This window comes from Filifactor villosus, from assembly GCF_042652965.1.
GTDB lineage: Bacteria > Bacillota > Clostridia > Peptostreptococcales > Filifactoraceae > Filifactor > Filifactor villosus.
In genome coordinates this window covers 1-15,625 of the sequence record NZ_JBHSHL010000034.1, presented here as the reverse complement: position 1 = coordinate 15,625, position 15,625 = coordinate 1, and the positions used below count along the sequence as shown (strand labels likewise).

Genomic DNA, 15,625 nt, shown 5'->3' with positions numbered 1-15,625 from the left:
AACCTCCTCTGTTTTATACGAGTATCTCACATTTTTTACGTTTTGTAAAGTATTGCGTAGACACGCTCTAAAAGGATTATATCTTATTTATTTTATTTTTTCAATATTTATTAAAAATATAATAAATAAGACTCTGTTTCAACTGATACTATTCTTCGTTTAATACTACTATTCTTTTGAATCGTGGATATAAACAATCTGTGACCCATAGAAGACAACATAGTTTTTCGTCATCGAAAAAATAGATATATCCACACTTCTATCGAAAAATAGTATAAACCGTTGACATCGACGGTTTTTATTTTTTCAGATCTGAAACGCTTTATTCTAACAGCCCCAAGTCGGATACAATTATTCTTCCATTGAAGAATAGTATGATATTGAAATCCGATCAAAGAAATTACATCGAATACGATGTTTCCATAAAAAAACCGCCTTTGAACTTTGAGATACTTCCCTAGAGTTCAAAGGCGGTCACGTTTTGATGACAGATTTATTCGGCAAACATTGCAAGCTCTATCATCACTTCTTTTCGGTGTTGTTTGGTCCATTCAAAGATTTCTTCCGTGATTACAGTGCCCTGTTTAAGAAAGACATTTCCTTCAGGATCGGTGATATCTTTGATCAAAGCCTTGCCAATAAAGTGTTTCTTCTGCTTCTCAATCAGCTTTTGAATGGTATTATCATCGTAAGCCGCCGCTTGCTTTTCATGAGTAAAATACTTTACCGGAATGTCCTCTTCAACTTCATCCTCGACATAGGAAAGAGGGCGTTCAAAGCCTGCAGAGGGCATACTTCTCCTGCTCGAAAAGTAAACATCCTTATTTTCGGGGCTTTGAGAAGAACGGTGCAGTTTGGCGGGATCATCGATGATGGAAAATTCGTTTCCAAAACTAATCAACTCTCTAGCATCGACCTCTTTCAAGAAATCTCCCTCCTCCTTGTTTACAAAGACGGAGAGGATCTTTCCATCCTGATCAAGAGAATAGTTCGATACGGTCCCTATCTTGTTTCCGGTAATCGAAATCGCAATCGTATCTAAGAGTTTACTCCCATTTCGATAGATCTCCTGTTGCTCGAAACCTCCTTGTTTGGTCACGATCTCATCTTCACTTTGAATGACGATCGCATAGTCTCCTATTCCCCTAAGCGAAGAAAAGGGAAGAATGTGCATCGTTTCTTCACTATTCAAACTCTTGTCTCTCGCCCTTTCGACAATAAAGCTGTCAATGCACTTTTTCTTTGGATCCAATAGCACCTCTTTGACGACTCCACAATTAAACCCGTTCTCCAAACTGATGATCGTCGTCGGAATATTCTCCACTTTTAACATTCTTCTCACACCTTTCTCTTTCCCCTTGTTTAATATGCTGAAGGATACTTCGTTTCATCCCATTTATGATCTTTTCTCATATATTGATCCGATTTAAGCAGGTAGTTATTCAAATACTTTTCGCTCTTCGGATAATGTCCCGTATCATTGAAGGTAAAGTCAATATGATACCACTTGTCGCCCAGTCTTATCATATTCCAACGATGCGGCACATTCTTGCCGCTTTGAGTGGAAAAACCCTTGACAGTGAGAATGTCCTTAAAACCTGCCGCGCTGAGCATCCTATGGCCCAATACGGAATAACCGTCACAGACGGTAGCTCCCTTAAACACTCCCTCATAGGCGGTAAAGTTGGACAAGTTATCATCGTATTTTATATTTTCAGCAATGATCTTGTTGATCCTCTTGATCTTGTCCACGTCATTTTTCAAAGGGGCCACATGCTTCTTTACCTGTTCATTGACCCATCGTTCCACCTTCTTCCTCTCTTCCCTTGACTCCCTGGTCTCCAGATGGATCTTTGATCGATAGATAACCTCGCTTGGATCTTTTTTGTAGTCCAAACGAAAACGTTTGATAGAATATCCGTTGTAGAAGCAAAGTTCTTCGATCGCATCGCTGAGTTTATTGAAGTTTTCTTCCGAAAAATTGACAAATTGAAGCTGAAAATCCTCTCTCGATGAGCCCATAGATTGTTTGATGATCCTGTTGAGCCGCGAAAACTCGTTATCTCCATACACATCACTGTAGTCGAAATGCAATTTTTGCAGATCCAAAACCACATTTGAGGCATCTACCCACTCCCTTGTCGTATCGATCTGGATCAATTTTTTTTCATCCGTAAACGCGGACACATCCATATAACTGCTCAACGAAAACAAAACTGCTGTAACTAAGATGATACCTTTCTTAAAACCTGCTCTCCTTTGTGACATAGCCTCTCCTTTATACGTCTTTGATAGTATTTTACCATATATCTCCGATGCTTCATGTATCCTCCTTGTATCTCAAAACCTTGACAAGAAGATCTTCTTCCTTACGTCGACTCCAAAACTGTCTTCATCAAGGTGCCCGACAGGAATCCAACCCTATTTTAAGACCCCTGATGTCTTGAGCTTATAAAGGGTATATGCAACCTCTTCCTTCTTCAAAATACTCTTCGAACCGAATTTCGAAGCGGTCTCCGGCTTCATCCATCCTTTTTTTAAAAAAAGGTCCACGTAAGCTCGTGCATTTTTTGGAACTTGAAGACTGTCGGAGTAGTTTTCAAGAGTATCCGCCTTTTCTCCGGAAATCTCCTGCTTTGTCAACTTCCCCAAAATATACGGAAGTTCCCATCGATAGAAATACTTATAGGGTCCGAATCTGTTTCCGTTAAACGTATATAAGTACTTTTGGTTCATAGCGATACAAACATCTCTGTAAAAAAAGTCTTCCTTCTTGACATCCACAAAGCGAACTTCCCCCTCTTCTTGAAATCCGAAGGCTCTGTTTATCATGTGGATAAACTCAAAGCGCTGGATATTCTTTTTAGGAAAAAACTTCCCCGGTTCGGATTCAAAAAGATACCCCTGTTCTATCCCGTAGATGATGGCTTCCGTCGCATAGCTTCCTCCGTAATCCGTCAAAGTTTCCTCTTCCTCATTCGATTGCATATCGCCGATATCCTCGTTTTTTTGAGGTGTCTGTGGTTGCACTGTAGCGGCAACATCTTCCTTTTCCAGAGGAATGACTATGGTCTCGGGATCTTCCACCCATCTTTCCGTCTCCACAGGAAGCTCTTCCTCAGGCAAGGGTGTTTGACGCGTCAACAAAAGATAGAGCCCTGCACCTATAAGCAGGATAAGTAGAATAAAAACAAGTCTTATTGTTTTTCCGTATTTTGTTCCCATCCGCTCTCCCCCAACTCGACAGGTATCGTCCCGCCCCTCCGGAAAAACTTTTCTCCGGAAAGGACGAGGTGTTTTGAAACCTATTTTTTAAGAAAGTTAGAAATCCTGATTTTAATACCTCTTGCCCAGTTCGGGTCAGTAGCATAGTGAATGTTTACCGCTTCAATGCTATACCCTCTGAAATACTTTCCTCCCGGAGTCAAATAATTCTTCGACAGATACTTTGCAACCGTATCAATGCCTTCCTCCCGCGTCATAAAAGATTTCGCACTTTCAAACGGAGAAGCATCATAGGCTTGGAAACCGAAGAGGTTGTTTTTGGTCAATGCAATCCTGCTCGTTCCCGCGTTCGATTCATGGATTGCCAAGCCCATCAAAAACAAAGCGTTGACTCCGTGATCTTCTTCCGCCTTCTTAAATGCCCTACCCAAACCTACAAGGTTTGTTCCATACAAAAACCGATCCAAGGTCTCTGAAGATACATCACTCTTCTTGATCAAAAGGTCCGTTGAGATCAAAAAACTTCCGTTATTCCATTGCCCGCCCGGAACAAAAGGCGATACCACCTTTACCGGTTCTTTGGACATCTCTTTCAAATCGAAGAGGGATGCATTATCTTCAATTTCCGTTCCCTTCCCATCGATTACCGTATACGATTCTTTTATCTTATCGTTCTTTTCTTTAAACTCCTTAGAGAAAAGATCTACTTCCGCTCCGCTCGATGTTACAAAAGAAGAGCTTTTCTCCGCATATGCAACACTTCCCGTCATCAAAAAACAAGCGAGCAAAAAAATTCCCACTGCTCTTTTCAAAATAACCTCCATTATATTTGTCCCATCAAAGAAAGCAAGATTAATTTTATTTCATGTCCGTACATCGACATCAACCATCCTCCAACACACATAAAAGGACCGAAGGGCAGTTCCGACTGCATGGACACCTTCTTCCCCGCCAACTTCGTCCCTATCAACATGAAGATAGAGAGGTAAAAGGGCAGAAAAGAAGCCAACACAATATACTCTTTACCAACGAATAAACCTATGCTCGCCATCAAAAACACATCGCCTAAACCGAAGACTTCCCTTTTGTAATATGCCTTCGAAACAGTGTGAATCACAAAATAAATGGCTCCGCCGATCAACGCACCGAACAAAGCTCCTTTGATATCCTGCTTCAAAACCAAAATCAACAGGATCTGTATAAGGGAAAAAAACAGTAAGATCGAATCATAGATATACATCTGATCAAAGTCGATTACTGCAACAATCAGCAACATCGACCAAAACATAAGGACTTGAATCAAAGAAAAAGAAAGAGAAAACTTCCAGTATCCTATTGCAAACAAAATTCCCGTAAAGAATTCTATCAAAGGATATCTCCATGGAATTTTTTCTCTACAATAACGGCACTTCCCTCCCAAAAAGAGAAAACTGAACAAGGGGACAAGATCCGCTGCCGACAACGAATGATCGCATATAGGACAGAAGGATCTTCCCTTTGCTATGTTTAATCCCAGTGGAATACGATATATTACAACGTTATAGAAACTTCCGAAACACAGCCCCCAAACAAACATAAAAATCAACAAAAATCCATCCATGTTATTCCACCGTTGCTATAATAATTCTTACCGTATCCTGTTCCAAATAAGCACTGATGATTGCATCTTTCTTTTCGGGATTATAAACCTTCAAAACCGTTTTGTCTTCATTCTCTTTCATAGAGAAACCTGATTCCTGAAGAGCTTGGCTGACGATGGAAAAGACCTTTTCCATCACATTATACATATATTTTTTATCCTCTTCCGAGAGAGCGTATTGTTCAACAATCGTATTGACATACTGTCTTGCACTCCGCTTGACATCCACCGACTGCTTGGATGGAAGCAGAGTATTATTGAGTTCATATAAAATTGCAGGTACTGCCGAGTTTTGAAGAAAAGCCTCTTCGATCGGAGAGGCAATCGATGCCTTCTTCTTACTGTACTTGCGGATGTCCGACTCTCTTACTTCCGCCGGAACGGCAAATCCGCTGACCTTCACGTCCGTGATTGATCCGTTTCGCAGTGCCTCCTCCATAGCATAAAACAATTCCGACGGATCCACACTGATCCCCTGTTTGTCCGGTGCAATATATAAAGCCGTAGCATTTTCCTTAATAAAGGCATCATAGGGTTGAAAGTCCAGTCTCGTCGTCTCTCTTTCAATAAAAGACTGTACCTTCCGAGATTCATAATAAATATGCTTTTTCTCCACAACGATAGGTTTTGAGCCCTTTCTTCGAACAAAAAACAAATTCATCTTTTGAAAAAAACTGCTCTTTTCGATACGTTCAATCTCTTCCCTGTCGTGAGGACTGATATAACTCGCTCCCACCTCTGTAAGAGGAATCTCCAATACCCTTGTAGGATCCACTTCGTTTTTTATGAAGATATACTGTGGGATATTCTCATAGAGATACTCCTGAATTTCCGCATAAGATCCGAACAAGCGCTTCTCTCCGTCAATGAGCAGACGGATCGGCTTTCCCAAAAATTTATACACCGAACCCAGAGAAAGGAAAACGATTAACAGGAAAACGAAAGCGACTCCGACACCTTCCGTATAAAGTTTTTTGATTACTGAAGTTCGTCCCAAACCATTCAATCCTTATCTGTTTATTATTCGGAGTACATTGCCATTTCTACAATACTGTCTTTTCTGTCATCGTTTGCACGGTTGAACAGATCCATCGTAATAACATTACCTTTTTCAATAAGGATGTTTCCGTCTTTCCCCAAGATGTCCTCCGTCACTCTCTTTCCTACCAAGACTTCTCTTTGTCTGTCGATAAATTGCTTTACAAGCGACTTCTTGTATTCGTCAAAAGAACTGATATTATCTTTTCTTTCCGGCTTGACTTCTTTATTCGTCTCTTGCGTTTTGTCCGAGAAAGCCTGTTCTTTTATTTCCTCCGAATGTCCAAACACAAACTCTTTTTCCGACTTGTCTTTGAAGAATTCCATCGGTACATCTTCCTTCTCGTCCTCCTCGTATCGCTTGGAATCATTTAGTTCCAAGAAACTATCTTCCATAAAAAGACTGTCTTCTTGACTATCCAAGCTTCGGTCGGCAAACAACACTTCCTGCTCATCCAAAAGATAGGTTTCTTCTTCAACAAGTCCCGAAACATCTTCTGCGTTCTCCAAAGAAAGTTCCTCCGCAGATCTTATCTCAAATTCTGAAATATCCTCTCCCGATTCAAATAAATGCTCGGGATCCAACAAGGTAACCTCTTCTTCCGGCTCGTTCTTAAACTCAAAGGATGTCAACTCATCTTCTTTTTGAACTGCAATCACTTCCGCTTCTTCCGGTGTTTCATTTTGCGCTGTGACCTCAGTCTCTTCTTCGATATGAGACACCTGCACCTGTGCATCTTTGTATTCCTGTGCGAAAGAAACGGATGGTCTTTCTTCAAACGGCACCCTTTCTCTTTTCAACGGTTGAAACTCTTGTGCGACACCCCTTGGAGGAATGATGTTCGCCGCCCTCGCATCGTTGACAATCACAACATCGTAACCGAATACCAAAATATCTTCCGCAGAAAAATTGAACTGATTTGAAGTGGCTTCATCCGTCACTCCGATCTCCAGAACCCTTCCCTGCTTTTCATCAATCAAAAGATCCGTTATCCTGCCCAGACGATTTCCTCTTTCACTGATGACAAGTTCTCCGATCAATTCCGTCAACTCTTCATGAAAAGCTGTACAAAACTCTTCTTCATCCAATCTTTGGATCATTTCGCGACTGCGTACCATGACGGCATAATCTCCTATGCCTTCGAGGTCTGCAAAGGGAATGACGAAGGTGACCGCCCTATCTCTGACACTGTGGAGGTTGAGTAATATATATTCCAAGACCTGATCTTTTCTGTTTACCAAGAGTTTTTTTACTGTTGCCAGACTTTTTCCTTCTTCGATACCGACGACCGGCTTTCCTACTATTTCTTTCAACAACATAACAAACTCACTCCTTTTTCAAAAAACTGCTTATCTTTGCTCGCTTAAGGTCCGTTTGTCCTTGTTTCTTCGTATTTATCCGTATAAACACAAGGCTGATGACACTATTTATAACACTCATAATTATGAGGAGGAAGAGCAACTGCTCCACAAATACTCCCCTAGTGAAAACAAAGGGTACTATCGTCAACAAAAAAGTATCCGCTATTACCATAAATATATAATACTTCTTCACTTTTATCAACTCATATTTTAGCATGAGCTTAATAAGTCCGACACATATCAAGCATACGAACCAAATCGTTGACAGATAATACCTCATTTCGTCAAAACCTCCTGTTATTTCACATCCAAATAACCAACGTTGATATCATCAAAAACAAGTTTTCCGGACTTTGTGCCTTTTTTCTCTCCATAAGCAATATAGATCCCTTTTATCTTTATCGGATAATTTTCTATTCCATGGAAGTCATAACTCAATTCTCTCCAACCTCTCCACGAGATCTCATTGGCCATGACGATCTGGTACTCCTGATCTTTTGAATCCGAAATAATCAAACCGACTTCATTGAGCAGCTCCTGTTCGGCAAAAACCGAAAAGGTGATCGTCTCCATCTTTTTATCCAAAGTAAGATCTTTCTCGGACAGATCGATCAGAATTTTTTCTTTCGCCGACTCTCCGGAAAAATTATAGCTGACCTTTCCCGCAAACTTTCCCTTTGCAACGTTAGTCCTGTCGATCTCTCCCATAGCCGTAATGGAATCCACATTTTTCTTGATTTTGATCATCTCATCTTCAAAGTCATACAAGTCTTTTTTCTTCAAGGAAACATTTAAGGGATTGTTTTGGTTTCCGTCCGGATTCAACGGATTGGCAGGCGGGGGAGGCAGAGGACTGTTGGAAGAAGAACCGTACTCCGGATAACCTCTCGTACTGGAAGAAGAATCACTTCCTCCTACGATCTTCCAAGCCCAACGATAGGATTGGAAGGGATTTTCCCGTCTGGATTTGGGAATGGGTTTCTCTGTCAGGAAGGTTATCATAGGCACATCGTACTTATCTACATCCTTCACCTGATAAAAACTCAAACGTACCGTTCCTTTCAGGACGGGGTTCTTATCGTTATGTCGAATCTCATTGTCCTTTCGTTCCATCTCCAACTTGCCCGAAATGATATTCTTGGGGTTGTTGTCCACTGCATGAAGCCACTTGAGCATCTGTTTGTAGGTGGAAAAAAATTCGATCTCCGTCTGCATCAATTTTATATTTTGAGAATAACCTATAATCTCCTTCTCTTCGCCCTGAGCTTCGGCACCCTCTTCTTCGGGAATCAATTGCAGGTTCATCCCCTCGTCGGAAGTAGTCTGCGGCTCGGAGGGCGAACCCTGAGCCGCTTGAGGTTCCTCCGTTTCGGGCGCAGCCTGTCCTTCGGTATTCGTCTGCGAGGAACCGTCCGCGGGTGCCTCACCCGATGTTGCAGTGGAAGGCGTTGGTGTATTCTCATCAGGGTCCGGTTCTCTGAGGTAGACTAAGGCATCCTCGGAGAAATTTATCTTTTGGATATCCATCCCGCTCTTCTGATTGATCTTGTCGATCTCGGCAATAAATTCTTCCTGTTCGGTCTTTCCGTAATATCGCTTAGCGATCGGATAGATCTCCTTCTTGAGTTCATCCATCTGACTTCCGAGTTGAGCAGCCTGTCTGAGTACCAGTTCCTGGTTATCATACTGCGTCTGTACTTGCTCCAATTCCTGTTGCAAGGAAGTGATCTTTTGCGTAAGCCTTTCAAAAACCAAAAAGTAGTATGCTGCTACAAGAACAATGACAAAGGTAACACTCAAAAGTATCTTTTCTCTTTTACTTAGCTTCACTAAAACTCACATCCTTTGTTTCAATCGTCATCGTAAAATCGTAATACTTATCCTCTTCTTCAGGCTTCACAATCTCACTGATCCGTATCTTTTCAAATTTACCCGTATTTCTCAGATCATACTCAAATTGTGCAATCGCCTTCTTATTCAAAGCTCTTCCGCCAATGATGATCTGCTGATCCTCAATGGACAACTCCATCAGGAACAGGTCTCGGATCAATTCTTTACTTAAAAATCTCATCACATATTCATTTACTCTGTGGATCTTGGTCATATTTCCCTGCAGATCCGTAAAAAACATTTTTTCACGTTTCAGTTCCTGAAATTCCGCCAATTGAGCTCTGGCATCTTCCAACTTCGCCTGATACGCTTCACTCTCCATCGTGGCGATTAGAGTTTCCTTTTCACGTGTGAGCTCCATCACCTTCATCACCTGAAGAGCTGTATTAAAACAGATGGAACCCACCAAGAGAAGAACACCCAAACCGATGAGGAAATTGCCGCTGTTGTCCCTATCCTTCTTGACGGTATGGTATGGAGCAAAAAAGTTTAAGTCTTTCATAAAATCTCCCCCTACCTATAGCCTTATGAGCGCTCCGAGAGCGTTCCAATACTGTGATATCTCTTTGTCCTGAACATTGGTCCAATCCACTGCACTCATAAACTTCATGTGTGCAACGGGAACTTCCAGTTTCTCCTGCATCAGTGGAGACAGGTCGCACTCCAGACTGCTTCCCCCATAAAGATAGATCTTATCGATGTGGTTTTCCGCGTTCTGCGTTGTGTAATACTTCAAACTTCGATCGATCTCCCCGATGAACATCTCCGTCTTGCTGTAAAGGGAGCGAATTAAGTACTGCGTGATATTCTCATAGATATCTCCGCCGTGTTCCGCCTCGATGCCTTCATCGGTATAGGACTGGTTCAACATTTCTTTTACCAATTGGCTCGTCTTTTTGTGCAACTCTTCTCCGGTAAGTGCCAAACCGTTGAATATAATGTGTTTAAAGTCGGCATAACCGAACTCCAAAATATTGTTGAATTGAAACCTGCCTTCTTTGAATACGATGATGTCGGTATGCTTGTTTCCGATATCCAAAAGAACAATCGTCTTGTCTGCAACATATTCATCGTTGATATGCCCACCATTGAATTCAATGAGTTTCTTTAAAGAGTTCGAATGGACGTCCAAGGCGTAAGGGATCAGCTTCATCCCCTTCAAAAAGTTCAACATCCCTTCCACAACAGACTTGGGCACAACCGTAACCAAGAGTCGAAGTTTTTCGATCTCATTTTCTACAAAGTCCTCGATCTCCAAGTACTGGATCACATACTCGCCGGGATCGATCGGCAGATATTGCCCCATCTCATAGTAGAGCAGGGAATCGATATCCTCTTTCGAGACCTTGGGTATCACGATCTCCCTCTTGACAATGTTGGTGCTGTCTATGGTACATACGATGTTTTTTGACGGAAGTTTGTTGGCATCGAACATCTCTCTCAAGACGATCTGTGCCTGCTTCACATCTGCGATCAGACCGTTTTGATACCAATCTTCCTTTACCGACGTCGAAAAACATTTATTGACCTTGATCTTGTCTCCTTGAACCCTTCCATAGACACCCTTGATCTCCCTGCTTCCGAAATCCAGGCTCACGAGAGCTTCCGAAGAGGCCTTGGATGCCTTCTTCCCTTTAAACAAAGAATCCTTCCACGACTTTTTCTCCTTTTTTTTCAAAGAAGTTTTTTGGGCTTTCGGTTCTTTCGCCCTCTTGCTTTTCTTTTGTTTCTTCTCTTTCTTATCTTTATCGGAATCTTTGTCTTTATTTTCTCCTTCGGCTACATCATTGACCGCTTCCAAGGCTTCTTCCGCAGTTTTTTCCTTGTTAAGCGAGACACCCTTTGAGCTCGAAACAGCCTTTTTCTTCTTAAAAATAGACAAACTGTCTTCCTCCCGTTCTCATTATTATCCGGATTCGACAGCCAAGAAGGCTGTCAAATCTCTTAAGTTTTTTCACCTGTTATTTATAAAATTCGATATCTTTTATACTTTTCCTACGTTTATCATAGAATCGTAATATAAAGAAGAGTTCCCGACATTTTGTTTCTTTCTTAATCTATAGTATATAATATCGCTATGTTCAATAACAAGTCTTTTTATGGTGAAATTCCATATTTATTACACAAATATTCCTGCATTGCTGTGATTTCATCATCTTTTACGCTCTGCGAAATGACAACTTCCGCGACATTCATATCCGCACCGGAGACTCCTACAATCTTGCCGAATCTCAGATAGTTGCCACCACCTGCAAAGGTATAATTGGCCGAGGCCGTGTGCAGAGTATTTCTATCCAAGTACACCTTTAACTGGCGTCCTGTAAGGGAAAGAGCAAGCACATGCCATTTCCCGTCATCGGCTCCCACATTGTCTATCATCGTTTCTCTTAACATCCCCCTCATTTCTTCCCTGTATGCAAACTTGTCAAAGCTGAGGGCAAATTTTGCATCTCCCGTTCTTGATCCTTCCGTGACCAAAGCTTTTCCGTTAAAGATGGGAAGCCCCGGAGAAGCCGCTGTTTGACGTGCAACGACAAAAATCGTATAGTCTTTGGGAAAACGGTTTGGAGAACCCAAAGTAAAATCGTAAGAGCTGTCGGAAGTAAAATGAACAAAGCGTGAATAGGTTTCAAACATTTCATTCTTATACTTCACATTTCCCGTCAACTCTCCGTGAGGCTCAATCTTAGGGATCTCATTTCCTGTAACTTCCTGAAAAAACGAGGAATTGGATACTCCTCCAATAACAGGTATCTTCAAATCCGTCGGAAAACTTGAGATAAGAGAGGTGTCCAAAAGTGCATAGACGGGAATGGGATAACCCACAACGTAGTAGGGATTGCTTCCTTTCTCCGGACTGATTTTTCCTTCTCTTGTTGTTGCACGAAGTCCCAGAGAAACAAACCTTCCCCTCATCTCCTTTGTAATGAGGCTAAGTTCTTTTCCCGTTTCACTCGGGGAACTCTGCCCGGTTTTGGTAATAAACTCGTAATCTCTGGGAAAAGACGGGTATCTCAAGCTCGTATAAGCCTCCGGAGGCTTGTGTGCTTCCTGCTCCGGAGATATCATATGAAATCCCGGACGAGACAATTGCCATAGATATTGCTCCGTAAAAAGCTTGTCTTTGTTCTTCCCATACTCCACCTTAGAGCTCATCTTCTGTTTGTCTTTCCATATTCCATAGCTTGCAACCGCTTTACCTTTGACAGCAATCTCAACCTTCCTTATTTCGGGAATGGGAAAGACCAATCCCTTGGACTCAACAACCCAGGAAGTCAGTACCGCAGACTGCTTGTCCTGTGTATTATAGCGAGGGACTTCCAACCTATAGATCCTGATTTTCTGTCCATTTAGATTCTGCTCAAAGGAAGGGTATTTGTCCAATTCCTTCTGTGCAACCTTTAACTTCTTCTTCGCCTCCGTAATTTGAGTGGTCGTCGACGCAGTGTCGTTGATGATTGTCAAACTGTCCAGTTTTGTTTCAATCAACTTTTCGATCTCTTCGATCCGCTTTTCCATCTCTCCTTGTTCTTTAAAGGCATGTTCCGTCCTTTTTCGCTCACGGCTGAGCTGAACATTCATATTCCCCAAGGTCATCAAGACCAATTGAGCCAAGATGGTCACGATCACAAGGGCCATGATGACTTCCGCAAGGGTAAAACCTCTATTTTTCTTCATAGCATCTTCCCCCTTACAGTTTCGGTCCGTTTAAATACCAGAGATCTCTTTTTATTTCTTCTTGAATGAGATCGAAGGCCTCGTTGAGTTTTGTCGCATCGGTGGCTCTAAACAAATGCTTATTATCCAAATGAAAGGCCTTTTTGATTGAATTTACTCCATTGGTACTCACATCGCTGGAAAAAACAATAAAAAATACCTTTGTGTTCTTATTGTATAACTTTGCAATTTCTCCAACGTAATATCCTCCATTATAAAAATCTTGTCGCGAGATTTTATATCCTTTTATTCCATCATCCATAAAAAAGTGTCGATCCACTCCTGTAGGCTCTGTATAACTATACAGGTTAGAGTCTCCATCAACTAAAAGAATAAGATAATTGACAGGTTTTTGAGGAGCTGTAACGGTAGCATTGTGGTCTTGTAAGCGATAATAGGAGTACCTCAGTCCATCTCCCGTATTGGTCCCTCCACCATGGGGCAGATCTCTTATTCTCCGTTTTAACTCTTCCTTATTATGGCTTGCAGACTTAAAGATGTTACCATCGCTGTAATCTCCACTATACATCCTTAAATCAACACTTCCTGCAAAAGGAAACAGTCCTATATCGACATTTTCATTTTCCGACATCTTATCGATAAATACCTGACCCTTGTCCTTAAGAATCTCTATCCTGCTTTCCCCGGGTTTAGGCCTCGCTCTTCCAGACATCGTCCACCCCATACTGCCTGAAATATCCAGGACCATCGATACATGTCCGACGACCAGATCCTTGTTTCCGGTTCGATAGGCAATTGCAACCGACGGATTGGTCTTGCTTCCCTTATGGATGACCTGCAAAGAATTCAACGATTCGAGAGACGTTTCAAACTTTAGATAGTCCGCCTTGTTTCCCGAAGCGGGAATCAGCTCCGTCTTAAAAGTATAACTTAGTTTCTGATCCGCATCGGATGGATTTTTTTTGTCGAAAACCAAGCTGTATTCGATCTCCTTACCAGTCCTATCATCTACATATGAGTAGCCGAGAATACGCTGAACAAACGTCGCCTCTCCCGATGTAATCAGATTGTCTTCCGGCTGCTTGGCTGGTTTTCCGTCCTTGTCCTGTGCAATGATGTGCACAAGGGCCTTTCTCGCCTTAAATGAAGATCCCGTATGGCTCCTACCGGCAGGGACGGTCACATTTTCCATCACACCCATATAGTTCCAATCCTTGGTCAGGTTATCTTCCCTAAAACTCGATTGCGGAATGGTAAACACCGCCTTGGAGTAGCGTACATGGTTGTTTACTTCGGCCGCAAAGAGCCTTGCATCCGCCTGCATCTTCGTTTCATTTACCGTAAAATTCAAGCCCGATACCGTAAGCGAAAACAATTGAATCCCCAGTGTCATAACCACCACGGTCAAACTCAGAGCAAGCATCAGTTCGAGAACCGTAAACCCCCTTCTCCTCTTGCCTATGTTTTTGGTATTTTTGATTTTTTGTATTCTTTTCATCTTCTTCACGCCCTTAATTGACTGCAATATCATATTCCCGAATCAGAGGATTCTTTACCGAAATATTCAATTGTCCTATCCTTCTAAGATCCTTTCCGCCCCGAATATCCTTCATAGTAGTATCCGCCTTGATCTCGATCCAAGGCTCCTTTGCTCCGCCTGTATCACGGAGTACACGCTTGACCCGTATTTTGCACGTTCCTATCTGCTCGCCCTTGCCATCGAAGAAAGAGATGTCCGGCACCTTCATATTGGGGTCCTTGGCAGCATAGTCCGAGATACGGATACTTCCTCTGTCGTTGGTCAAGACCTCCGAAACCGAATCCAAACCCGACTTCGTCATATAATAAAGCTGGATTCCCTCCGACTGATGTACCGCCTGATAACGGTTATTAAACGCAAGGTTTGCAATCAACACAGAAGCCATTGTAATAAAGACCATTACCGCCATAATTAAGACGAAGGCTCCTCCCTTGTGCTTGGAATATTTTTTTGTTTTCATCCTACATCCCTCCCGAATTTCGATCACCGGCTCATACTATTATTTTTGAATTGACTTCTTTGAGCTCTTATCACCTAAATTATTTTTCATACTATTATCCCTTTAAATCATTGATATCTTTTCTTCTATGGGTGATAAGATATTTATGCTTGCAGGTGTAGCTATAACCACATTTCTATCGGAGAATAGTATTAGAGCTATACCGCACAATTCGAGAAATCATTATAAAATCAAATCTGAAGGATAAAATTCTCAAAAATGTTGATTTGACAAACTTTAAAGTTTTATAACCTCGAAGGAAAATTAGGAATTTTCCTTTGTGCAGTGTTTCCTCAGTAATTATATATTCCATAACCCTAATGTCTCAAAAAGAGAATAACATTAGAAGGCTCCGAAAATCCGGCTCACAAAAACCTTACTTTTTGTCACATTTTTTATTTTCAAGTATACTTAGATTTATAATTGATGATTTCTTTGTATATCTACAAATCTATTAAGTTTTGATATAAAACTCCCATATTCTAAAAGAAACAAATATCAACAAATCCAACTTATTTGCTCATATTTGTTTCCTTTCAACAAATTCTTTATAAAATTTATAAACATAATCGTTCTCTTTATTCTAAATATCAAATTTTACAAATTAGAAATTTTAACCCTATAACAAGAGGATGAACCCCTTGGACTTATCCAAGGGGTAACTCCTATCTAACTTTTTCTTAAGGAGTATAGGTCAAAGTAACCAACTGCGCTCCTGCTTTGTTCGACTTATATGTCGATGTTAAAGTCTTTG

13 protein-coding genes are annotated in these 15,625 nt (G+C 41.4%); all 13 read right to left on the bottom strand.

Annotation, left to right across the window (positions count from 1 at the left end):
- Positions 1-493 precede the first annotated feature (493 nt).
- Positions 494-1,342 carry a PRC-barrel domain-containing protein gene (locus ACFO4R_RS08700; protein WP_379788704.1) on the bottom strand — a complete coding sequence of 283 codons (849 nt, stop codon included), beginning with the start codon at positions 1,340-1,342 and terminating at the stop codon, positions 494-496.
- 20 nt (positions 1,343-1,362) lie between these two features.
- Entirely contained in the window at positions 1,363-2,268 is a 906-nt protein-coding gene (locus ACFO4R_RS08695) for a transglutaminase domain-containing protein (protein ID WP_379788703.1), read from the bottom strand.
- Between the two features lie 153 nt (positions 2,269-2,421).
- Positions 2,422-3,225, bottom strand: a complete 804-nt coding sequence (locus ACFO4R_RS08690) for a hypothetical protein (protein WP_379788702.1) — start codon at positions 3,223-3,225, stop codon at positions 2,422-2,424.
- A gap of 80 nt (positions 3,226-3,305) precedes the next feature.
- Entirely contained in the window at positions 3,306-4,037 is a 732-nt protein-coding gene (locus ACFO4R_RS08685) for a glucosaminidase domain-containing protein (RefSeq protein WP_379788701.1), read from the bottom strand.
- 11 nt (positions 4,038-4,048) lie between these two features.
- Complete coding sequence (locus ACFO4R_RS08680) at positions 4,049-4,825, bottom strand: prepilin peptidase (protein ID WP_379788700.1); 777 nt, start codon at positions 4,823-4,825, stop codon at positions 4,049-4,051.
- A gap of 1 nt (position 4,826) precedes the next feature.
- On the bottom strand, positions 4,827-5,861 hold the full coding sequence (locus ACFO4R_RS08675; RefSeq protein WP_379788699.1) for a hypothetical protein: 1,035 nt from the start codon (positions 5,859-5,861) through the stop codon (positions 4,827-4,829).
- Positions 5,862-5,884: 23 nt separating this feature from the next.
- On the bottom strand, positions 5,885-7,222 hold the full coding sequence (locus tag ACFO4R_RS08670) for a PRC-barrel domain-containing protein (protein ID WP_379788698.1): 1,338 nt from the start codon (positions 7,220-7,222) through the stop codon (positions 5,885-5,887).
- Between the two features lie 339 nt (positions 7,223-7,561).
- A complete protein-coding gene (locus ACFO4R_RS08665) occupies positions 7,562-9,094 on the bottom strand; it encodes a hypothetical protein (RefSeq protein ID WP_379788697.1) in 1,533 nt (510 codons plus the stop codon).
- On the bottom strand, positions 9,081-9,656 hold the full coding sequence (locus tag ACFO4R_RS08660) for a PilN domain-containing protein (protein WP_379788696.1): 576 nt from the start codon (positions 9,654-9,656) through the stop codon (positions 9,081-9,083). The genes ACFO4R_RS08665 and ACFO4R_RS08660 overlap by 14 nt, the downstream gene beginning before the upstream one ends.
- A gap of 15 nt (positions 9,657-9,671) precedes the next feature.
- Positions 9,672-11,036 (bottom strand): pilus assembly protein PilM, encoded by a 1,365-nt coding sequence (gene pilM / locus ACFO4R_RS08655; RefSeq protein ID WP_379788695.1) that lies wholly within the window; start codon positions 11,034-11,036, stop codon positions 9,672-9,674.
- A gap of 215 nt (positions 11,037-11,251) precedes the next feature.
- Positions 11,252-12,832: a type II secretion system protein gene (locus ACFO4R_RS08650; RefSeq protein ID WP_379788694.1), complete on the bottom strand. Its 1,581-nt coding sequence runs from the start codon at positions 12,830-12,832 to the stop codon at positions 11,252-11,254.
- Positions 12,833-12,845: 13 nt separating this feature from the next.
- Positions 12,846-14,330 (bottom strand): VWA domain-containing protein, encoded by a 1,485-nt coding sequence (locus ACFO4R_RS08645; protein WP_379788693.1) that lies wholly within the window; start codon positions 14,328-14,330, stop codon positions 12,846-12,848.
- Positions 14,331-14,343: 13 nt separating this feature from the next.
- Complete coding sequence (locus ACFO4R_RS08640; protein WP_379788691.1) at positions 14,344-14,832, bottom strand: hypothetical protein; 489 nt, start codon at positions 14,830-14,832, stop codon at positions 14,344-14,346.
- Positions 14,833-15,625 lie beyond the last annotated feature (793 nt).

Excerpts from the sequence above, each read along its gene's own strand:
- ACFO4R_RS08650 (WP_379788694.1), bottom strand. The coding sequence starts at position 12,832 with ATGAAGAAAAATAGAGGTTTTACCCTTGCGGAAGTCATCATGGCCCTT.
- ACFO4R_RS08695 (WP_379788703.1), bottom strand. The coding sequence starts at position 2,268 with ATGTCACAAAGGAGAGCAGGTTTTAAGAAAGGTATCATCTTAGTTACA.
- ACFO4R_RS08645 (WP_379788693.1), bottom strand. The coding sequence starts at position 14,330 with ATGAAAAGAATACAAAAAATCAAAAATACCAAAAACATAGGCAAGAGG.
- ACFO4R_RS08660 (WP_379788696.1), bottom strand. The coding sequence starts at position 9,656 with ATGAAAGACTTAAACTTTTTTGCTCCATACCATACCGTCAAGAAGGAT.
- ACFO4R_RS08640 (WP_379788691.1), bottom strand. The coding sequence starts at position 14,832 with ATGAAAACAAAAAAATATTCCAAGCACAAGGGAGGAGCCTTCGTCTTA.
- ACFO4R_RS08690 (WP_379788702.1), bottom strand. The coding sequence starts at position 3,225 with ATGGGAACAAAATACGGAAAAACAATAAGACTTGTTTTTATTCTACTT.
- ACFO4R_RS08670 (WP_379788698.1), bottom strand. The coding sequence starts at position 7,222 with ATGTTGTTGAAAGAAATAGTAGGAAAGCCGGTCGTCGGTATCGAAGAA.
- ACFO4R_RS08680 (WP_379788700.1), bottom strand. The coding sequence starts at position 4,825 with ATGGATGGATTTTTGTTGATTTTTATGTTTGTTTGGGGGCTGTGTTTC.